The following is a 19,590-nucleotide window of genomic DNA, read 5'->3' on the forward strand; positions in this document are numbered from 1 at the left end:
GCTCGGGTACCCGCGGAGCAGCACAGCAGCACAAGGGGAGGAGACGGGATGACACCGGATTCACTACGGGCCGCGCTGCGGGGCGTACCCGATCCCGATTGGCTGGACGCGGCGCTGCGCCAGGTCGCGGCCGAGCCCACCGCGATCACCCGGCTCTTCCCCGCCGTCGGCAGGCGTTGCGGCCGGGCCGCGTTGCCCGACGCCCCCGGCTGGACCGCCGACGACGCGGCCCGGGTGCTGCTGCTCAGCGGCCTGCCGGGCGAGCACGCCGCGTACGCCGAGAGCCTCTACCAGCACGGTGACGCGGCCGAGCGGCGGGCGGTACTGCGGGCCCTGCCGCTGCTGCCGATCGGCGCCGAAGGGGTGCCGCTGCTGCACGACGCGATCCGGACCAACGACACCCGGCTGGTCGCCGCCGCCCTCGGCCCGTACGCCCGGCACCTGGACCCGGCCGCCTGGCGGCAGGCGGTGCTCAAGTGCGTGTTCAGCGGCGTGCCCCTCGCCGCCGTCGCCGACCTGGAGACCCGCGCCGACGGGGAGCTGGCCGCGATGCTTGCCGCGCTGGCCGCCGAGCGGCACGCCGCCGGCCGGGACCTACCCGCCGACGCCACCGACCTGCTCGACCGGCTCACCGCCGCACTGCCCCGGGAGGCGTGAATGCGCATCTTCGACCCCCACATCCATATGACCTCACGCACCACCGACGACTACGAGCGGATGGCCGCCGCCGGGGTCCGCGCGGTGGTGGAGCCGGCGTTCTGGCTGGGCCAGCCGCGCACAAGCGCCGCGTCGTTCGTCGACTACTTCGACTCGCTCATCGGCTGGGAGCCGTTCCGGGCCGGGCAGTTCGGGGTGCGGCACTTCGCGACGATCGCGCTGAACCCCAAGGAGGCCAACGATCCGCGCTGTCGGCCGGTGCTCGACCTGCTGCCCCGCTACCTGGACAAGGACGCGGTCGTGGCGGTCGGCGAGATCGGGTACGACTCGATGACCCCGGAGGAGGACGAGGCGTTCGCCGCGCAGCTCGCCCTCGCCGTGGCGTACGACCTGCCGGCGCTCGTGCACACCCCGCACCGGGACAAGGCGCGCGGCTGCGAGCGCACCCTCGCCGTGGTCGCCGAGTCCGGCATCGACCCGGGCCGGGTGGTGGTCGACCATCTCAACGAGGTGACAGTCAAACTCGTCCGGGACAGCGGCTGCTGGCTGGGCTTCTCCATCTACCCGGACACGAAGATGACGCCGCAGCGGATGGTCGAGCTGCTGCGCGAGTACGGCACGGAACGGATGCTCGTCAACTCGGCCGCCGACTGGGGGCGCTCCGACCCGCTGCTCACCCGGGCCACCGGGGAGGCGATGCTGCTGGCCGGGTTCAGCGACGACGACGTCGACCGGGTGCTGTGGCGCAACCCGGTGGAGTTCTACGGGCAGTCCGGTCGGCTCGACCTGAGCGACCTGGACGTGGCCGCCAAGGTGGACCCGCAGACCGGCAACTCGATCCTGCGCGGCGGCAGCTGATGCGGCTGCGACATTCCGGTGGCGAGACGGTCCACCTCGGCTACTGCACGAACGTGCACCCCGCCGAGGACCTCGCCGGCATCCTCGGCCAATTGGACACCTACGCCGTGCCGGTCCGCGCGGCGCTGGGCAGCGACGTGCTCGGCCTCGGCCTGTGGCTGGCCGCCCCGGTCGCCGCCGAACTTGCCGCCGACCCGGCGCTGCGGCTGCGGCTGCGTGCCGAGCTGGATGTGCGTGGGCTGGAGGTGGTCACTCTCAACGGCTTCCCGTACGCGGCCTTTCAGGCGCCGGTGGTCAAGCAGGACGTGTACCACCCGGACTGGACCACCGAGCAGCGGCTGACGTACACGCTGAATCTGGCCCGGGTGCTCGCCGACCTGCTGCCCGACGACGCGGCTCGGGGATCGATCTCCACCCTGCCGCTGGCCTGGCGGCAACCCTGGGACACCGAGCGGGCCGACGCGGCCCGCCGCCGGTTGGACCAGCTCGCCGCCGGCCTGGCCGCCGTGCAGCGCGACACCGACCGCGAGGTGCGGGTCGCCTTCGAGCCGGAACCCGGCTGCGTGGTGGAGAGCACCGGGCAGGCGGCCGCGCTGCTGTCCGGGATGGACACCGACCGGTTGGGCGTCTGCGTCGACCTGGCCCACCTGGCGTGCGCCTGGGAGGATCCGGCCGAGGCACTGGAGCGACTGCGGGCGGCCGGGCTGCCCGTGGTGAAGGTGCAGGTCTCCGCCGCCGTCGAGGCGACCGACCCGGAGGGCGGCGCCGACGCGTTGCGTCGCTGGGTGGAGCCGCGCTTCCTGCACCAGACCCGGGGCGTCGGCTGCGCCGGCCTGGCCGACCCGGCCGATCCGGCGTACGCGGCCGACGACCTCGACGAGGCGCTGGACCGGGCACTGCCCGGCCCGTGGCGGGTGCACTACCACGTACCGCTGCACGCCCCGCCGGAGGAACCGCTCAGCTCTACCCTGCCCGTCCTGCGCGCCGCGTTGAGAGCGCTCTACAGCGGGCCGACCGCCGGGTGCGACCACCTCGACGTCGAGACGTACACCTGGGGGGTTCTACCGGCCGCGCGGCGGCCGGGCACCGACGCGGAGCTGGCCGCCGGCATCGCCGCCGAGTTGGCCTTCGCCCGGAACGAACTGGTCGGCCTCGGGCTGACCCCGGAACGCACCGTGAGCGCGGGAGTGACGCGATGAGCCGACGACTTGTGGTACTCGACGTGGTGGGGTTGACCCCCCGACTGCTGGCGCACATGCCCCGGCTACGCGGCGTCGCCGACGGCGGCTTCCGGGCCGAGCTGGGCACCGTGCTGCCCGCGGTGACCTGCTCGGTGCAGTCCACCTTCCTCACCGGCGAGCAGCCCAGCGGGCACGGGATCGTCGGCAACGGGTGGTACTTCCGGGAGCTGGGCGAGGTGTTCCTGTGGCGGCAGCACAACGCGCTTGTCGGCGGGGACAAGCTCTGGCAGGCGGCCCGTCGGGCCGAGCCGGGCTACACCGTGGCGAACGTCTGCTGGTGGTACGCCATGGGCGCCGACGTCAACTGGACCGTCACGCCCCGGCCGGTCTACTACGCCGACGGGCGCAAGGAGCCGGACTGCTACACCGACCCGCCGGAGCTGCACGACGCGCTCACCGGCCGGCTGGGCACGTTCCCGCTGTTCACCTACTGGGGGCCGACCGCCGGGCTGCCGTCGTCGCGGTGGATCTGCCAGGCGGCCGAGCAGATCCTGGCCGACGTGTCACCCGACCTGACCCTGGTCTACGTCCCCCACCTGGACTACGACCTGCAACGCTTCGGCCCGTCGTCGGCCCAGGCCGCGGCCGCGGCGGCGGAGCTGGACGCGGTGCTCGGCCCACTGCTGGACGCCGCACGGGCCCGCGACGCCACAGTCGTGGTGCTCTCCGAGTACGGCATCACCGACGTGTCCCGGCCGGTGGACGTCAACCGGCTGCTGCGCGCCGAAGGACTGCTGCGGGTGCACACCCAGGCCGGCATGGAGTACCTCGACCCGTGGACGTCGAAGGCGTTCGCGGTCGCCGACCACCAGGTCGCGCACGTCTACGTCAAGGACCCGGCCGACGTGCCGGCGGTCGCGAAACTGTGCGCAGGGCTGCCCGGGGTGGCCGAGGTGCTCGACGCCGAGGGCAAGGCCGCGCACGGGCTGGACCACCCACGCGCCGGGGAACTGGTGCTGGTGGCCGAGCCGGACTCCTGGTTCACCTACTACTACTGGCTCGACGACGCCCGCGCGCCGGACTTCGCACGCCTGGTCGAGATCCACCGCAAGCCGGGGTACGACCCCGCCGAGCTGTTCTTCGACCCGGCCAACCCCGGTGCCGCGAAGGCCCGTGCCGGGGTGGCGCTGGCCCGCAAGAAGATCGGCATGCGCTACCTGATGACCGCCGTCGGTCTGGACGCCGGCGCCCGGGCGGTACGCGGCTCGCACGGACGGCTGCCCAGCGACCCGGCGGACGCCCCGGTGCTGCTCTGCTCCGACCCGTCCGCAGCCCGGGACAAGGTCGCGGCCACCGAGGTCAAGGCACTGCTGTTGGAACTCGCCGGGCTGAACTCCGGTGACGGGAAAGCGGAGCGGCCGGGGGAGGGGACGTGACGGTCACGGTGACCCCGACCGACACGAGCGGACTGCGGGCGCGCTTCGACGCCGAGTTGGCCGCCTTCCTCGACCGGCAGGGCCCGGACTGGCCCGACGGCGCACCGCGCGGCGTGTTCACCGCGCTGCAACGATTCGTGCTGGCCGGCGGCAAGCGGCTGCGCCCGCTGTTCTGCTACTGGGGCTGGCGCGGCGCCGGGGCGGCCGACGGCAGCCCGATCGTGGTGGCCGCGGCGGCGCTGGAGCTGTTCCACGCGTTCGCGCTGATCCACGACGACATCCTGGACGGCAGCGACCGCCGGCGGGGCGAACCGTCGGTGCACCGCCTCTTCGCCGACCTGCACGCCCGCTCGTCGTGGCGCGGCGACCCCGAGGCGTACGGGCGCAACACAGCCCTGCTCTGCGGGGACCTCTGCGCGGCCTGGTCGGATCAGATGTTCCACGAGTGCGGGCTGGAGACCGAGCAGGTGCATCGCGGCTACGCCGTGTTCGCGCTGATGCGGACCGAGGTGATCGCGGGGGAGTACCTCGACCTGGTCTCCGGGGTGGGGGACGGCTCGGTGGCCAGCGCGCTCACCGTGATCCGGATGAAGGCCGCCCGGTACACGGTCACCCGGCCGTTGCAGATCGGCGCGGCCCTGGCCGGCGCGGGTTCGGAGCTGCTCGCCGCTCTCGGCGAGTTCGGTGACCCGTTGGGTGACGCGTTCCAGCTCCGCGACGACGTGCTGGGCGTCTTCGGTGATCCGGCGGTCACCGGCAAGTCGGTCCTGGACGACCTGCGTGAGGGCAAGCCCACGGTGATGATGGCGCTGGCCCGCAGCGCCGCCGACCGGACGCAGACCGCGCGGCTGAAGGAGCTGTTCGGCAATCCCACGTTGGATGCCGAGGGCGCGGCCGACCTGCGCGAGATCATCGAGGCCACCGGCGCCCGGGACCGGATCGAGCAGATGATCCGGGTCCGGACCGAGGCGGCGCTCACCGCTCTGCGCAGCGCCGTGGTGGCCGAGGAGGCGCGATCCGCCCTCGTCGCGTTGGCGGGCCAGGCCATCGATCGTCGCGCCTGATCCATCAACTTTCGATCAAATCAACGAAAGTTGATGCTGGATCGCCGGAAGGTGTGGACACATCGACGGGCGCGACTTAGTGTCGGGGCCAACACGACATTGTTTCGTCGAGGTGAACCGGCGGCGCGGTAACCCATCGACCCCACCACCGCTACGGCATCCGGCGCGACGGCGCGCGTCCGGCCTGGCCTCACTCGTCAGGAAGGGACAGCACAGATGTCCAACAAGGACGCACCCCCTCGTCGGCGCAGACGATTGTTCTCCGCCGGCTCGGCCCTGCTCCTCGTGGCCGCGGCCGGCACCGTCACACTGGCGGCCAGCCCGACACCGGCCCAGGCGCACACGATCACCGCCAGCGACTTCCAGCAGGTCGAACTCGCCCGCGGCGTGTCCGACATGGGTGAGCCGATGTCGCTGGCCGTGCTGCCGGACCGCTCGGTCCTGCACACCGCCCGCAACGGCACCCTCCGGCGCACCGACGCCAACGGCACCACGTCGGTGATCGGCACCCTGTCGGTCTACAACCACGACGAGGAGGGGCTGCAGGGCGTCGGCGTCGACCCGAACTTCGCCAGCAACCGGCAGATCTTCCTCTACTACGCGCCGCCGCTGTCCACCCCCGGCGGCGACGCGCCCGCGACCGGCACCGACTTCTCGGCCTGGCAGGGAGTGAACCGCCTCTCCCGGTTCACCCTCAACAGCGACTTCACCGTCAACCAGGCCAGCAAGGTGGACGTCCTCGACGTGCCTGCCGACCGGGGTCTCTGCTGCCACGTCGGCGGGGACATCGACTTCGACGCCGCCGGCAACCTGTACCTGTCCACGGGCGACGACACCAACCCCTTCGAGTCCGCCGGCTACTCGCCGCTGGACGAGCGGACCAACCGCAACCCGGCGTACGACGCGCAGCGCAGCGCCGGCAACACCAACGACCTGCGGGGCAAGATCCTGCGGATCAAGGTGAACTCCAACGGGACGTACTCCATCCCGTCGGGCAACCTGTTCGCGCCCGGCACCGCAAAGACGCGGCCGGAGATCTACGCGATGGGGTTCCGCAACCCCTTCCGGATCAGCGTGGACAAGGGCACCGGGGTCGTCTACGTCGGTGACTACGGGCCGGACGCCGGCAGCACCAGCGCCACCCGTGGGCCCTCCGGCCAGGTCGAGTTCAACCGGGTCGCCGCCCCGGGCAACTTCGGCTGGCCGTACTGCACCGGCACCAACACCACCACCGAGACGTACAACGAGTGGGACTTCGCCGCCAACACCGGCGGCGCGAAGTACAACTGCGCAGGCGGGCCTACCAACAACTCGTTCCGCAACACCGGCCTGACCACCCTGCCGCCCGCCCAGCCAGCCTGGATCCGGTACGCGGGCGACGCCGGCACCCCGACCGAGTTCGGCGGCGGCTCCGAGTCGCCGATGGGTGGCCCGGTCTACCGCTACAACGCCTCGTCGACCTCCACCACGAAGTTCCCGCAGTCGTTCGACGGCCAGTTCTTCGCCACCGAGTTCGGCCGGGGCTGGATCAAGCCCATCCACGTCAACTCCGACGGCTCCCGGGGCACCATCGACACCTTCCCGTGGGTCGGCAAGCAGGTGATGGACTCGGCGTTCGGCCCGGACGGCTCGTACTACGTGCTCGACTACGGCACCGGCTACTTCAACGGTGACGCCAACTCGGCGCTCTACCGCTTCGACTACGTCGCCGGCGGCAACCGGGCGCCCAGCGCCACGGCGAGCGCCAACAAGACCTCCGGCGCGGCGCCGCTGACAGTGGTGTTCTCGTCGGCCGGCTCGTCCGACCCCGAGGGCGGTGCGCTCACCTACTCGTGGAACTTCGGCGACGGCACCACCTCCACGACGGCGAACCCGACGAAGACGTACAGCGCCAACGGCACCTACACCGCGACGCTCACCGTGCGGGACCCGCAGGGTGCCACCGGCAGCGCAAGCGTGCAGATCAACGTCGGCAACACCGCGCCCACGGTGACCATCAACAACCCCGGCAACGGGCAGTTGTTCAGCTTCGGCGACACAGTCGCCTACAGCATCACGGTGACCGACCCGGAGGACGGCACGATCGACTGCACGAAGGTCAAGATGACCTACGTGCTCGGGCACGACCAGCACGGGCACCAGATCACCTCGAAGACCGGCTGCTCGGGCTCGATCACGATTCCGGTCGACGGTGAGCACGACGACGCGGCGAACATCTTCGCCATCTTCGACGCCGAGTACACCGACGCCGGTGGGCTGACCACGCACACCCAGCACACCCTGCCGCCGCGCCACCGCCAGGCCGAGTTCTTCGGCAGCTCGTCCGGGATCAACGTGTTCAGCAAGACCCCGGCCGAGGGCGGCAAGACCGTCGGCGACATCAACAACGGCGACTGGATCGCGTTCCAGCCGTACCGGCTGGGCAACGTCACCTCGTTCACCGCCCGGGTCTCCTCGGCGGGCGCCGGCGGCACCCTCCAGGTCCGGGCCGGCTCGGCCACCGGCACGGTGCTCGGCTCGGCGACCGTTCCGGTCACCGGCGGCTGGGAAACCTTCACCACCGTGACCGGTGCGATCAGCAACCCGCCGACCGGCACCACCACGCTCTACCTGACCTTCGCGGGTACGGGCACCGGCGCGCTCTACGACCTGGACGCGTTCACCTTCACCACCGGTTCGGCCCCCACCGGCGGGACCGGCCCGATCAAGGGCCTGGGTGGCAAGTGCCTGGACGTCCGCAGCGCCGCGACCGCCGACGGCACGCAGATCCAGATCTACACCTGCAACGGCAGCGCGGCGCAGACCTGGGCGATCACGCCGAACTCCACGATCAAGTCGTTGGGTAAGTGCCTGGACGTCTCCGGTGCCGGCACCGCCGACGGCACCAAGATCCAGCTCTACACCTGCAACGGGACCGCGGCGCAGAACTGGGCCGCGCAGGCCGACGGCACGATACGCAACGCCGGGTCCAGCAAGTGCCTCGACGTCACCGGCAGCAGCTCCGCCGACAGCACGGTGGTCCAACTGTGGACCTGCACCGCCGCCGCCAACCAAAAGTGGATCCTGCCCTGAGCTGAGTGGTGGGGCCCCCTGTCACCGCCTACGGTTGGGCAGGGGGCCCTTCCTAACCACAGTTAGGAGAGCGATATGCGCAGACGCCTGCGACCCGTCCTCGGCGCGGCCATGGCGGCCCTCGCCGTCATCGCCTGCACCACCCCGGCGAGCCCGGCCAGCGCCGCCGACGCCCCGTACGACGTGCTGGTCTTCTCCAAGACCGCCGGTTTCCGGCACGACGCGATCCCGGTCGGCATCCAGACCATTCGTGACCTGGGCGCCGCCAACAACTTCACCGTCACCGCCACCGAGGACGCCGCCGCGTTCACCACCTCCAACCTCGCCCAGTACGAGGCGGTCGTCTTCCTCAACACCACGGGTGACGTGCTCAACGCCAGCCAGCAGACCGCCTTCGAGTCGTACATCGGCTCCGGTCGTGGCTACGTGGGCGTGCACGCGGCCTCCGACACCGAGTACGACTGGCCGTTCTACGGCAACCTGGTCGGCGCGTGGTTCGCCTCGCACCCGGCGATCCAGCAGGCCAACGTCAAGGTGGAGGACCGGGGGCACGCCGCGACCGGGCACCTGCCGCAGACCTGGACCCGCACCGACGAGTGGTACAACTACCGCACCAACGCCCGGTCGACCGCCCACGTGCTGGCCACGCTCGACGAGTCGTCGTACTCCGGTGGCGGCATGGGCGCCGACCACCCGCTGAGCTGGTGCAAGAGCTACAGCGGCGGCCGATCCTTCTACACCGGGGCCGGGCACACCCAGGCGTCGTACGCCGAGCCGGCCTTCCGAACCCACCTGCTCGGCGGCATCCGGTACGCGGCCGGTCGGAGCAAGGCCGACTGCCGGCCCGAGACCGGCTACACCCCGCTCTACAACGGCTCCACGAGCGGCTGGTCGCAGGCTGGTCCGGGCAACTTCACCAACTCCGACGCCACCCTGACCTCGGTGGGCGGCATGGGGTTGTTCTGGTACAACGCCAAGCAGTTCACCAACTACTCGTTGAAGCTGGACTGGAAGCTGGCCGGGGACGACAACTCCGGCATCTTCATCGGCTTCCCGCCGTCGAGTGACCCGCAGTCGGCGATCAACAACGGCTACGAGGTCCAGATCGACGCCACCGACGCGGTCGACCGCACCACCGGCTCGGTCTACACGTACAAGGCCGCCGACACCGCGGCCCGGGACGCGGCGCTGAACGCGCCGGGGGAGTGGAACACCTACGAACTGCTGGTCGAGGGTGAGCGGCTACAGGTCTTCCTCAACGGGGTGAAGATCAACGACTTCACCAACACCGACCCGGTCCGTTCGCTCGCCGGCCACATCGGCATCCAGAACCACGGCACCGGTGACGACGTCGCGTTCCGCAACATCCGGATCAAGGAGCTGGGCACCACGCCGCCGCCCACCGGCACCATCCAGGCCGAGGCGTTCACCTCGGCCAACGGCGTCTCCGCGTTCACCAAGGAGGGCGCCAACGGTGGCCAGACCCTCGGCTACATCGAGCCGGGTGACTGGGCCGCGTACAACGGCGTGGACCTGACCGGCGTCACCTCGTTCACGGCCCGCGTCGTCTCCGGTGGCGCGGGCGGCACCATCCAGGTGCGTACCGGCTCGGCGACCGGCCCGGTGCTCGGCTCGGTAGCGGTGCCGAACACCGGCAGCTGGACCACGTACGCCAACGTCACCACCGCGCTCGCCAACGTCCCGTCCGGCACCCAGAACCTCTATCTCACCTTCACCGGCAGCGGCACCGGGCTCTTCGACCTGGACGACTTCACCCTGGTCAAGGGCGGCGGCGGCACTCCCGGGGTCGGCCCGATCAAGGGTCTGGCGGGCAAGTGTCTGGACGTGCGCGGCGGCGCCACGGCCGACGGCACCCAGATCCAGCTCTACACCTGCAACGGCGGTACGGCGCAGACCTGGACCGTGTCCGGCTCGACGATCAAGGCGCTGGGCAAGTGTCTGGACATCTCCGGTGGTGGCACCGCCAACGGCACCAAGATCCAGCTCTGGACCTGCAACGGCACGGGCGCGCAGAACTGGGCGGCCCAGTCCGACGGCAGCCTGCGCGGCACGGCGTCGGGCAAGTGCCTGGACGTCTCCGGCAACAACTCGGCGGACAGCACAGTCGTCCACCTCTGGACCTGCAACGGCGCGGCCAACCAGAAGTGGACCCTGCCCTGACCCGCCGAGCGCACCGAGCCCGCCGGGCTCACTGAGCGCGCAGGGGCCGCCGGTCACGGCCGACGGCCCCTGCGCGCCACCCGCTCCTGGCGTCAACCGCAGCGACGCGCTCCGCCTCACCGGGCGCGTCCCTGCCGAAGCCGATGTCACCTCTCGACCATCCATGGCCGGAACGGCCGGAGCCGGAGCGGCCGGGCGGCCCACTCTCAGGCGGCTGCCGTACCTTGACCGGCATGGGGCGTTTCGCGCGATGGCGCCGGACGGTGCGGACGCAGGGGCACCGGCTGCGCGCGGCGCTGCACCGGGTCGATGAGCCCGACCCGTTGACCGGGCCGGCGCCCAGCCTGAACCGCCTCGACGCGCTGATGGAGGGTTTCGCCGCAGGCCAGCCCGTGCGCTGGAGCCTCGGCGGGGCACCCCGGCCGTTGCCCGGGGCGGTGGACGTGGCGGCGTACCGGATCATCGAGGAGGCGCTGGCCGACGCGCGCCGGCACGCCCCGGGCGCGGCGGTCGCGGTCCGCCTGCGCTACGACGCCCAGGGCGTCACCATCGAGGTACGCGACGAGGGCGCCGACGCCGCGACGCCGGCCGGGGAGCCCCGGGCCGCCGGGCGCGGGCTGGCCGCGGTGCGGGGGCGCACCGAGCGGGTTGGCGGCACCCTCTCTGCCGGCCCGAATCCCGGCGGCGGGTTCACCGTCCGGGCGGTCCTTCCCGCGCCCGAAGAAGCGGCCGAGTGACGATCCGGGGCTTCCGCGAGAGGGCCTGGCGGAAATAGGGTGGGGGCGGCGACCGTGACGGTGGCCGGTGACCCGGTGGGAGGCGCAACCCGCCGGGCTCAGGTGCGCTCGGCACCCACCGGTGTTCCGCCTCGGTGCCGCGTACCGGTTTGACCGGTCACCCTCGCCCCGGTCCGCACAACGGAATCCCCATCACATCAGGGGAGAAGGACAATGGCGCGACCCATCACGCTCTTCACCGGCCAGTGGGCCGACCTTCCGTTCGAGGAGGTCTGCCGGCTCGCCTCCGAGTGGGGCTACGACGGTCTGGAGATCGCCTGCTGGGGCGACCACTTCGAGGTCGACAAGGCGCTCGCCGACGACTCGTACGTCGACCGCAAGCGGGAGACGCTCGCGAAGCACAACCTCGAGGTCTTCACGATCTCCAACCACCTCGTCGGTCAGGCGGTCTGCGACCATCCGATCGACGAGCGGCACCAGGACATCCTGCCCGGCCGCATCTGGGGCGACGGGGAGCCCGAGGGGGTCCGCCAGCGGGCCGCCGAGGAGATCAAGGACACCGCGCGGGCGGCGGCGAAGCTCGGGGTCAAGACCGTCGTCGGGTTCACCGGGTCGTCGATCTGGCACACCCTGGCGATGTTCCCGCCGGTGCCGCCCTCGATGATCGAGCGTGGCTACCAGGACTTCGCCGACCGGTGGAACCCGATCCTCGACGTGTTCGACGAGGTCGGGGTGCGATTCGCGCACGAGGTGCACCCCAGTGAGATCGCGTACGACTACTGGACGACGAAGCGGACGCTGGAGGCGATCGGCAACCGGCCCGCGTTCGGGCTGAACTGGGACCCGTCGCACTTCGTCTGGCAGGAGCTGGACCCGGTGAACTTCATCTTCGACTTCGCCGACCGGATCTACCACGTGGACTGCAAGGACGCGAAGGTGCGTACCGGCGACGGCCGACGCGGCCGGCTCGCCTCGCACCTGCCCTGGGCCGACCTGCGCCGCGGCTGGGACTTCGTCTCGACCGGGCACGGCGACGTGCCCTGGGAGGACTGCTTCCGGGCGTTGAACGCGATCGGCTACACCGGCCCGATCTCCGTGGAGTGGGAGGACGCCGGGATGGATCGACTGCTCGGTGCCCCGGAGGCGCTTCAGTTCGTCCGCCGGCTCGCCTTCGATGCTCCGACCGCCGCCTTCGACGCGGCGTTCAGCAGCAAGGACTGACCACCACCCGGACAGACCACGGGCCGGTCGCCTCTCGGCGACCGGCCCGTCGACGTGCGTTGGGTCAGAGCGTGCTGCCGTTGGTGCCCGAGCCGGACGGCTTGGTGCGGGGGGTGGTGGCCGACGGCGACCCGGAGGTCGTGCCGACCGTGCTGCTGCCCGTCGAGCCGGAGCCCGCCTTGGCGCCCACCGTGGCGGGCGTGCCGGCGAACGCGTCGTCGGCGGCGGTCAGCTCCTGCTTGCCGGTGCTGCCGTTGCCCAGCTTCTCGCCCAGCTTGGTCTGGCCGAGCTTGTCCTTGCCCTCGCTGTAGAGCTTGTTGGCCTGGGCCTGCGCGACCCCGGCCGCCTCCTGGACGGTCGGGTGGTCGAGCACCTTGCGGCCCCGAACCACGAGCTCTTCGTACTTCTCCCGGCCGGCACGGGCGCCCAGGACGAATCCCGCAGCCAGCCCGCCAAGAAACATGATCTTTCCGCGCATGGCGGCTCCTTCCGTACCTGACGCGCCGTCGCGCCGGCGGGTTGCCCCGTCGGGCGCGACCAATTCGCGCCTGCGTCCTCTGTCCGCAGCTAACTACCCATCCTGCTCCCCGCTCAAGCCTGCTTGTGCCGGGATCGCGATTTGTCCCGATTGCGATCGGGTCGCGGCGGTGACCTGCGAATCTGGATCAAGGCGGATGCGTGCGGAACCCACTGGACCACCACGGGGGGATGTCCTGTACTCTTGTCCCGTCGCGGGGCACCGGCGAGATCCGGTTCCAGGCGATGCACGATCCCCTGTAGCTCAATTGGCAGAGCAGCCGGCTGTTAACCGGCAGGTTATTGGTTCGAGTCCAATCGGGGGAGCTTCTCCACCCAGCGCCCGTCGGCAGTACGCCGACGGGCGTTTTCGTCTGCGCCCACCCGGTTTCGCCCTCGCTCGACGAGCTCGCCCGGCAGGATGGTCGATGTCGACTTAGACTCCCGCTGCGTCGATTGATGCGTCGATCCTTGGGGTGAGCGCCATGTCCGGACGAGGTGGCTTCGGCCGGGCCACACTGATCGCGGTGGCGGTCGTACTGGCCTGGCTGGTGATCGGCGGTGTGGCCGGCCCGTACGCCGGGCGTCTCAGCGAGGTCGCCACCAACGACAACGCCGCCTTCCTGCCCACCGACGCCGAGGCGACCCGCGCCCAGGACCTCGCCGGTGGCTTCGTCGACCGGCAGACCGTGCCGGCTCTGGTCGTCTACGAGCGGTCGTCGGGGATCACCGACGCCGACCGGCAGCGGGTCGCCGCCGACGCCGCCCGGTTCGCCCAGATACCCGGCGTGGTCACCCCGCTGTCCCCGCCGATCCCCAGCGCGGACGGCCAGGCACTGCAGGTCGTCGTGCCGGTGGACGACGCCGAGGGCGAGGAGATCGGCGCGGTCGTCAAACAGGTGCGCGACCTCGCCGGCGGCGACCGGGACGGGCTCACCGTGGACGTCGCCGGCCCGGCCGGCCTGCTCGCCGACCTGATCGAGGTCTTCTCCGCCATCGACGGGCCACTGCTGCTCGTCACCCTCGTGGTGGTGCTCGTCATCCTGCTGATCGTCTACCGCAGCCCGGTCCTGTGGATCTTCCCGCTGCTGGCCGCCGGAATGTCGTACGCGCTGGCCTCGGTCTTCGTCTATCTGCTCGCCGATGCCGACATCATCAAGCTCAACGGCCAGGCACAGGGCATCCTCACCGTGCTGGTCTTCGGCGCCGGCACCGACTACGCGCTGCTGATGATCGCTCGCTACCGGGAGGAGCTGCACCGGCACGACCGCCCGTGGGACGCCGTGCGCGCCGCCTGGAGGGGCGCCGCGCCGGCCATCATCGCGTCCGGCGGCACGGTCATCGTCAGCCTGCTCTGCCTGCTGCTGTCCAGCCTCAACTCCAACCGGGCGCTCGGCCCGGTCGCCGCCATCGGCATCGCCGCCACGCTGCTGGTGATGCTCACCTTCCTGCCCGCGCTGCTGGTCCTCGGCGGCAGGTGGGCGTTCTGGCCCCGGCGGCCGCGGGTCGACCAGGCCGACCCGCGGGTGGAGCACGGCATCTGGAACCGCGTCGCCGGGTTCGTGGCCCGGCACGCCCGACCGATCTGGCTGAGCACCGCAGTCGTGCTGGCTCTCCTCACGCTCGGCCTGACGCAGCTCGGCGCCACCACCCTCGGCCAGTCCGACCTGTTCACCCAGCGCACCGACTCGGTGGACGGTCAGGACGTGATCGCCCGGCACTACCCGGCCGGCACCGGCAGCCCGGCCACCATCTTCACCACCGAGCAGACCGCGCGGCAGGTGGCGCAGGCGGCCCAGGGCGTACGCGGCGTCGCCGACGTCCGTCCGCTCTCCGGCGGCCCGCAGACCGGCCCGCCCGACCCGAGCGCCCCACCGAAGGTCGTCGACGGGCGGGTGCAGTTGGAGGCGACGCTCGCCGACCCGCCCGACAGCGACGGCGCCGAGCGGACGATCCGCGAGCTGCGGGTGGCCGTACACCGGGTGCCCGGCGCGGGCGCCGTGGTCGGCGGCTTCACCGCGATCAACGTGGACACCTCCGACGCCGCGAAGCGCGACCAGAACGTCATCATCCCGGTGGTGCTTGTGGTCATCGCGGTCATCCTGGCCCTGCTGCTGCGCGCCCTCCTCGCACCAGTACTGCTCATCGGCACGGTGCTGCTCAGCTTCGCGGCCACCCTCGGTCTCTGCGCGCTGCTGTTCCGCCACGTCTTCGACTTCCCCGGCGTGGACTCGTCGTTCCCGCTGTTCGCGTTCGTCTTCCTGGTCGCCCTCGGCATCGACTACAACATCTTCCTGATGAGCCGGGTCCGGGAGGAGTCGACCAAACGGGGCACCCGCGCCGGCGTGCTCGCCGGCCTCGCCGTCACCGGCGGGGTGATCACCTCCGCCGGCATCGTGCTCGCCGCGACGTTCTCGGCCCTGGCCGTCCTGCCGCTGGTGATCCTCGTCGAGTTGGGTACCGCAGTCGCGGTCGGGGTACTGATCGACACGATCATCGTCCGGTCGCTGCTGGTGCCCGCGCTCGCCTACGACATCGGGCCGAAGATCTGGTGGCCGGGCCGGTTGTCCCGGGCGAACGGTGAGCGGGAGGCGCGCGATGCTGGCTGAGACCGACGTTGTCGTCGTCGGCGGTGGCCTGGCCGGCCTCGCCGCCGCGCGCCGGCTGCACCGCGCCGGCGTGCCCTGGCGGCTGCTGGAGGGCAGTGGCCGGCTCGGCGGTCGCGTCGCCACCGACGTCGTGGACGGCTATCTGATCGATCGCGGTTTCCAGGTGCTCAACACGGCGTACCCGCGGCTCGGCACGCTGCTCGACACCGACCGGCTCGACCTCGGCTACTTCACGTCCGGGGTGCTGGTGCGCCGGGGCGACGACCTGCTCCGGCTGGTCAACCCCCTGCGCGAACCGGCCGGGGGGCCGCGCACCGCGCTGGCCGGCGTGGGCTCGCTGCTCGACCGGCTGCGCTTCGCCGCGCTCGCCACCGGCTGCGCCACGCTACCGGTGTCCCGGCTGCTCTCCGCGCCGGAGACCACCGCCGAGACGGCGCTGCGTCGCGCCGGTCTCTCCGACGCCATCATCGAGGAGCTGCTGCGGCCGTTCCTGTCCGGCGTGCTCATCGACCGGGAACTGGCCACCTCCAGTCACGTGCTCGCCGTGGTGCTGCGCTCGTTCGCCCGTGGCCGGATCGGTCTGCCCGCCGAGGGGATGGCCGCGCTGCCCCGGGCCATCGCCGACCCCCTGCCCGCCGACCTGCTCGACCTGGACACCCCTGTCGCGCAGGTCGCACCCGGTCTGGTCCGCACGCAGGCCGGTGACATCCGCTGCCGGGCCGTCGTGGTCGCCGTCGACCCGCCCGCCGCGGCCGCGCTGCTGCCGGCCCTGGCGACGGTACGCATGCACAGCTACACCACCTACTACCACAGCGCCCCCGAGCCGCCGCTCGCCGAGCCGATCCTGGTCGTCGACGGCGACCGCCGGGAGATCGTGGCGAACACGGTGGTGCTCAGCAACGCCGTCCCGACGTACGCGCCGGCCGGACGGCACCTCGTGGCCACGTCGGTGGTCGGTCCGACGGCCCCGCCCGAGTCGACCATCCGGGCCGAGTTGACCCGGCTGTACGGTCGATCCACCGCAGACTGGACCCACCTCACCACTGTGGCCGTCCCGGCCGCGCTGCCCGCCGCGCCGCCGCCGCAGGGCCGGCTGCGCAAGCCCGTCTCGCTGGGGGAGAGGCTGTTCGTGGCCGGTGACCACCGCGACAGTCCATCGATCCAGGGCGCTCTCGCCAGCGGCTGGCGTGCCGCCGGGGCGGTGCTGGAGGAGCTGCGCGCCGGCTGAGCCCGCCTCGAACAAGGCCCCCGCAGCCGTAGTTGATCACCTATGATCGCCGCCATGCCCGCCCCCCTCCCGGCACCCACCTTCGATGTCGCTGCCGCGTACCCCGAGGTAAACGACCTGCGTAAGGCGCTCGACGCCGCCGACTGGCCCGCCGTCCAGGCCGTGTTCGCCGACCGGGACGCGGACGGCCGCACCCTGCTCGTCGGCGCGGCAGGCGACCAGATCGGGACCGAGCCGTTCCTGCGCCGCGTGTACGACGCCGACCCCACCGACCAGCTCGCCGGGACGCTGCTCGGCAACCAGCTCATCCGCGACGGCTGGCGCATCCGCAGCGCCTACCGGGCGAAGTACGTCAGCCAGGCGCAGTTCGAACAGTTCCACGATCACCTGCGCCGTGCCGAGCAGGTGCTCATCGACGTCACCGCCCGGTACCCCGACGACGCGGCCGCCTGGACCCAACGGATCACCCTCGCCCGGGGGCTGCAACTGGGCCAGAACGAGGCGCGCCGCCGCTACGACCGGCTCGCCCGCGAGCACCCCCACCACGCGCCCGCGCAGGCGGCCCTGCTCCAGCAGCTCTGCCCGAAGTGGAGCGGCGACTGGGACCGGACCTTCGCGTTCGCCCGTGAGTGCGCGCAGGCCGCGCCCGCCGGAGCGCCCAACGCCGTGCTGGTCGCCGAGGCGCACCTGGAACGCTGGCTGGACTTCGACACCCAACGGGAGCGCACCGCGTACCTGCGCAGCACCCCCGTCGTGGACGAGGTCATGCAGGCCGGGCAGCGATCCGTGCTGCACCCGGCCTTCGTCGACCGGCCGGGCTGGGTGTGGGTCCGTTCGACGTTCGCGCTGATGTTCAGCCTCACCGAACAGTGGCCCGCCGCCGCCAGCCAGTTCACCGCGCTGGGCAACCTGGGCACCGAATACCCCTGGGCCTACGTGGACGACGCCGAGGGCTACACGAAGTACCGCGCCAAGGCGTACGCGAAGGGTGGCCAGTCATGATCCAGCACCTGGACGTGGACGGGGTGCCCACGCTGCTCGCCCCCACCGGCGGGCCGATGCGCGCCGGACTGACCTTCCGGGTCGGCACCGCCGACGAGACGCTCAGCCGCGCCGGCATCACCCACCTCATCGAGCACCTCGCGCTCGCGCCGCTGGGCCTGGCCGACTACCACGTCAACGGCGTGACCGCCCCCGCGTTCACCATGTTCCACACCCAGGGCTCCGAGGCCGACATCGCGTCGTTCCTGACCGCCGTCTGCGAGCACCTGTCGGACCTGCCGGTGGCGCGGCTGGACGTCGAGAAGGACATCCTGCGTACCGAGTGGAGCAGCCGGGGCGCCGCCGCGGTCGACGACATCCCGCTGTGGCGACACGGCGCGCGGGACTTCGGCCTGAGCAGCTACCCCGAGTGGGGCCTCGGCGCGCTCACCGCGGACCACCTGCGCGAGTGGGTGGCCCGCTCCTTCACCAGGGAGAACGCGGTGCTCTGGATCGCCGGCGACCGGGTGCCCGCCGGGCTGCGCCTCCCGCTGCCCAGCGGGGTCCGGCAGCCGGTGCCGGCCGTCTCGTCGGCGCTGCCGCAGACCCCGGCGTACTTCGTCAGCGGCGCCCGCGCCGTGGTGCTCGACTCGGTGGTGCGGCGCAGCGCCGCCGCGGCAGTCTTCTCCGGCGTGCTGGAGCGGGAGCTGTACCGGTCACTGCGCCAGGAGTCCGGCCTCTCCTACACCACCACGACCGGGTACGAGCCGCGCGGCGACGGGTACGCCACGCTGCGGGCGCTCGCCGACGCGCTTGCCGAGAAGCAGGACGCGGTACTCGGCGGCTTCGTCGACGTGCTGGCGAAGCTGCGGGTCGGGCGGATCGAGCAGGCCGACCTGGACGCCACCATCGCCAAGCGGGAGGACGTGCTCGGCACCGCCGAGGTCGACGCCGCGCGACTGCCCGGGTACGCCCTCAACGTGCTGACCGGCGAGCCGAACCTCAGCATCGACGAACACCGGGCCGAACTGAAGGCGGTCGACCTCGCCGACCTGCACGACGTGGCCGGCGAGATGATGTCGTCCGCGCTGCTCCTGGTGCCGCGCGGGCTCACCGCCGACTGGGCCGGTTTCGTCGCGGCACCCACCCACTCCAACGACACCGTCGAGGGCACCACGTACCCAGCGAAGCAGGGCGCAGGCGCGCTGCGCATCGGCGTGGACGGGGTGACCTACCTCGGCACCGACGGCCCGCTGACCGTCCGGTACGCCGACTGCTCCGCGATGCTCGCCTGGCCCGACGGCGCACGGCAACTGATCGGCTCGGACGCCATCGTGCTGCACGTCGAGCCGACCATGTTCAACCTGCACCCGGCGGCGCTTCCGGTCATCGACGCCCAGGTGCCTTCCGACAGGCGCATCGCCATGCCGGCCCGCACACCGGACACCATCCCGCAGCCGTCGACCGCCGACCAGCCGGCCCGTACGCCCGCCGACCGCCCGTGGTGGGAGATCGCGGCGATCGTGGTCAGCGGCGTGGCCGTCCTGTTGGTGGGCGCGGTGAGCCTGCTGGTGACGTACGTGGTGGCCGCCGCCGGCACCGAGCCCGGCGAGGAATGGCTCTGGGGCGTCGTCGTGGCGGGCTGGCTGCTCACTGTTATTCTCGCGTTGCCCATCGTGCTGCTGTGGCGACGGCGGCGGGGATGAGGCGGGGCCACACCGGCGCTGGCCCGTGATCCGCCGAGCGGGATAAGATCCGCGCGGTGTCGGGGCGGTAGCTCAGCCGGTTAGAGCAGGGGACTCATAATCCCTCGGTCGCGGGTTCGAGTCCCGCCCGCCCCACCAGCAGT

Annotated in this window: 14 protein-coding genes and 2 tRNA genes; 15 read left to right on the forward strand and 1 reads right to left on the reverse strand. The window is 71.9% G+C overall.

Going from position 1 to position 19,590, the window contains the following annotated elements:
* The first annotated feature begins 48 nt into the window (after positions 1–48).
* The 9 genes from ACGFIE_RS17670 to ACGFIE_RS17710 all read left to right on the forward strand — a co-directional run bounded on the left by ACGFIE_RS17670 (position 49) and on the right by ACGFIE_RS17710 (position 12,407).
* Positions 49–657, forward strand: coding sequence for an EboA domain-containing protein (locus ACGFIE_RS17670; RefSeq protein WP_393295818.1), 609 nt, complete (start codon positions 49–51; stop codon positions 655–657).
* Complete coding sequence (locus ACGFIE_RS17675; protein ID WP_393295820.1) at positions 658–1,515, forward strand: TatD family hydrolase; 858 nt, start codon at positions 658–660, stop codon at positions 1,513–1,515.
* Positions 1,515–2,714 carry a metabolite traffic protein EboE gene (gene eboE, locus ACGFIE_RS17680; protein ID WP_393295822.1) on the forward strand — a complete coding sequence of 400 codons (1,200 nt, stop codon included), beginning with the start codon at positions 1,515–1,517 and terminating at the stop codon, positions 2,712–2,714. The genes ACGFIE_RS17675 and eboE overlap by 1 nt, the downstream gene beginning before the upstream one ends.
* Positions 2,711–4,132, forward strand: a complete 1,422-nt coding sequence (locus tag ACGFIE_RS17685) for an alkaline phosphatase family protein (protein WP_393295824.1) — start codon at positions 2,711–2,713, stop codon at positions 4,130–4,132. Before eboE ends, ACGFIE_RS17685 begins: the two co-directional genes overlap by 4 nt.
* On the forward strand, positions 4,129–5,196 hold the full coding sequence (locus ACGFIE_RS17690) for a polyprenyl synthetase family protein (RefSeq protein ID WP_393295826.1): 1,068 nt from the start codon (positions 4,129–4,131) through the stop codon (positions 5,194–5,196). The genes ACGFIE_RS17685 and ACGFIE_RS17690 overlap by 4 nt, the downstream gene beginning before the upstream one ends.
* A gap of 216 nt (positions 5,197–5,412) precedes the next feature.
* Entirely contained in the window at positions 5,413–8,268 is a 2,856-nt protein-coding gene (locus ACGFIE_RS17695; protein WP_393295828.1) for a PQQ-dependent sugar dehydrogenase, read from the forward strand.
* 75 nt (positions 8,269–8,343) lie between these two features.
* Positions 8,344–10,449: a ThuA domain-containing protein gene (locus ACGFIE_RS17700; protein WP_393295830.1), complete on the forward strand. Its 2,106-nt coding sequence runs from the start codon at positions 8,344–8,346 to the stop codon at positions 10,447–10,449.
* A gap of 233 nt (positions 10,450–10,682) precedes the next feature.
* Positions 10,683–11,186: a sensor histidine kinase gene (locus ACGFIE_RS17705; protein ID WP_393295832.1), complete on the forward strand. Its 504-nt coding sequence runs from the start codon at positions 10,683–10,685 to the stop codon at positions 11,184–11,186.
* Between the two features lie 213 nt (positions 11,187–11,399).
* Complete coding sequence (locus ACGFIE_RS17710; protein ID WP_363683546.1) at positions 11,400–12,407, forward strand: sugar phosphate isomerase/epimerase family protein; 1,008 nt, start codon at positions 11,400–11,402, stop codon at positions 12,405–12,407.
* Between the two features lie 64 nt (positions 12,408–12,471).
* Here the strand turns inward: ACGFIE_RS17710 and ACGFIE_RS17715 are convergent, their stop codons facing one another.
* Positions 12,472–12,885: a hypothetical protein gene (locus tag ACGFIE_RS17715; protein ID WP_007463781.1), complete on the reverse strand. Its 414-nt coding sequence runs from the start codon at positions 12,883–12,885 to the stop codon at positions 12,472–12,474.
* Positions 12,886–13,177: 292 nt separating this feature from the next.
* On the opposite strand from ACGFIE_RS17715, the gene ACGFIE_RS17720 reads away from it, so the two are divergent.
* The 6 genes from ACGFIE_RS17720 to ACGFIE_RS17745 all read left to right on the forward strand — a co-directional run bounded on the left by ACGFIE_RS17720 (position 13,178) and on the right by ACGFIE_RS17745 (position 19,585).
* A tRNA-Asn gene (locus ACGFIE_RS17720) sits at positions 13,178–13,250 on the forward strand.
* A 158-nt stretch (positions 13,251–13,408) separates the two neighbouring features.
* Entirely contained in the window at positions 13,409–15,532 is a 2,124-nt protein-coding gene (locus ACGFIE_RS17725; protein ID WP_393295835.1) for an MMPL family transporter, read from the forward strand.
* Positions 15,522–16,760, forward strand: a complete 1,239-nt coding sequence (locus ACGFIE_RS17730; protein ID WP_393295837.1) for an FAD-dependent oxidoreductase — start codon at positions 15,522–15,524, stop codon at positions 16,758–16,760. Before ACGFIE_RS17725 ends, ACGFIE_RS17730 begins: the two co-directional genes overlap by 11 nt.
* A 54-nt stretch (positions 16,761–16,814) precedes the next feature.
* A complete protein-coding gene (locus ACGFIE_RS17735) occupies positions 16,815–17,762 on the forward strand; it encodes a hypothetical protein (protein WP_393295839.1) in 948 nt (315 codons plus the stop codon).
* Positions 17,759–19,447 (forward strand): insulinase family protein, encoded by a 1,689-nt coding sequence (locus ACGFIE_RS17740; RefSeq protein ID WP_393295841.1) that lies wholly within the window; start codon positions 17,759–17,761, stop codon positions 19,445–19,447. Before ACGFIE_RS17735 ends, ACGFIE_RS17740 begins: the two co-directional genes overlap by 4 nt.
* Before the next feature lie 61 nt (positions 19,448–19,508).
* Positions 19,509–19,585, forward strand: a tRNA-Ile gene (locus tag ACGFIE_RS17745).
* The last annotated feature ends 5 nt before the right edge of the window (positions 19,586–19,590 follow it).

Source organism: Micromonospora sp. NPDC049275, assembly GCF_043197115.1.
GTDB lineage: Bacteria > Actinomycetota > Actinomycetes > Mycobacteriales > Micromonosporaceae > Micromonospora.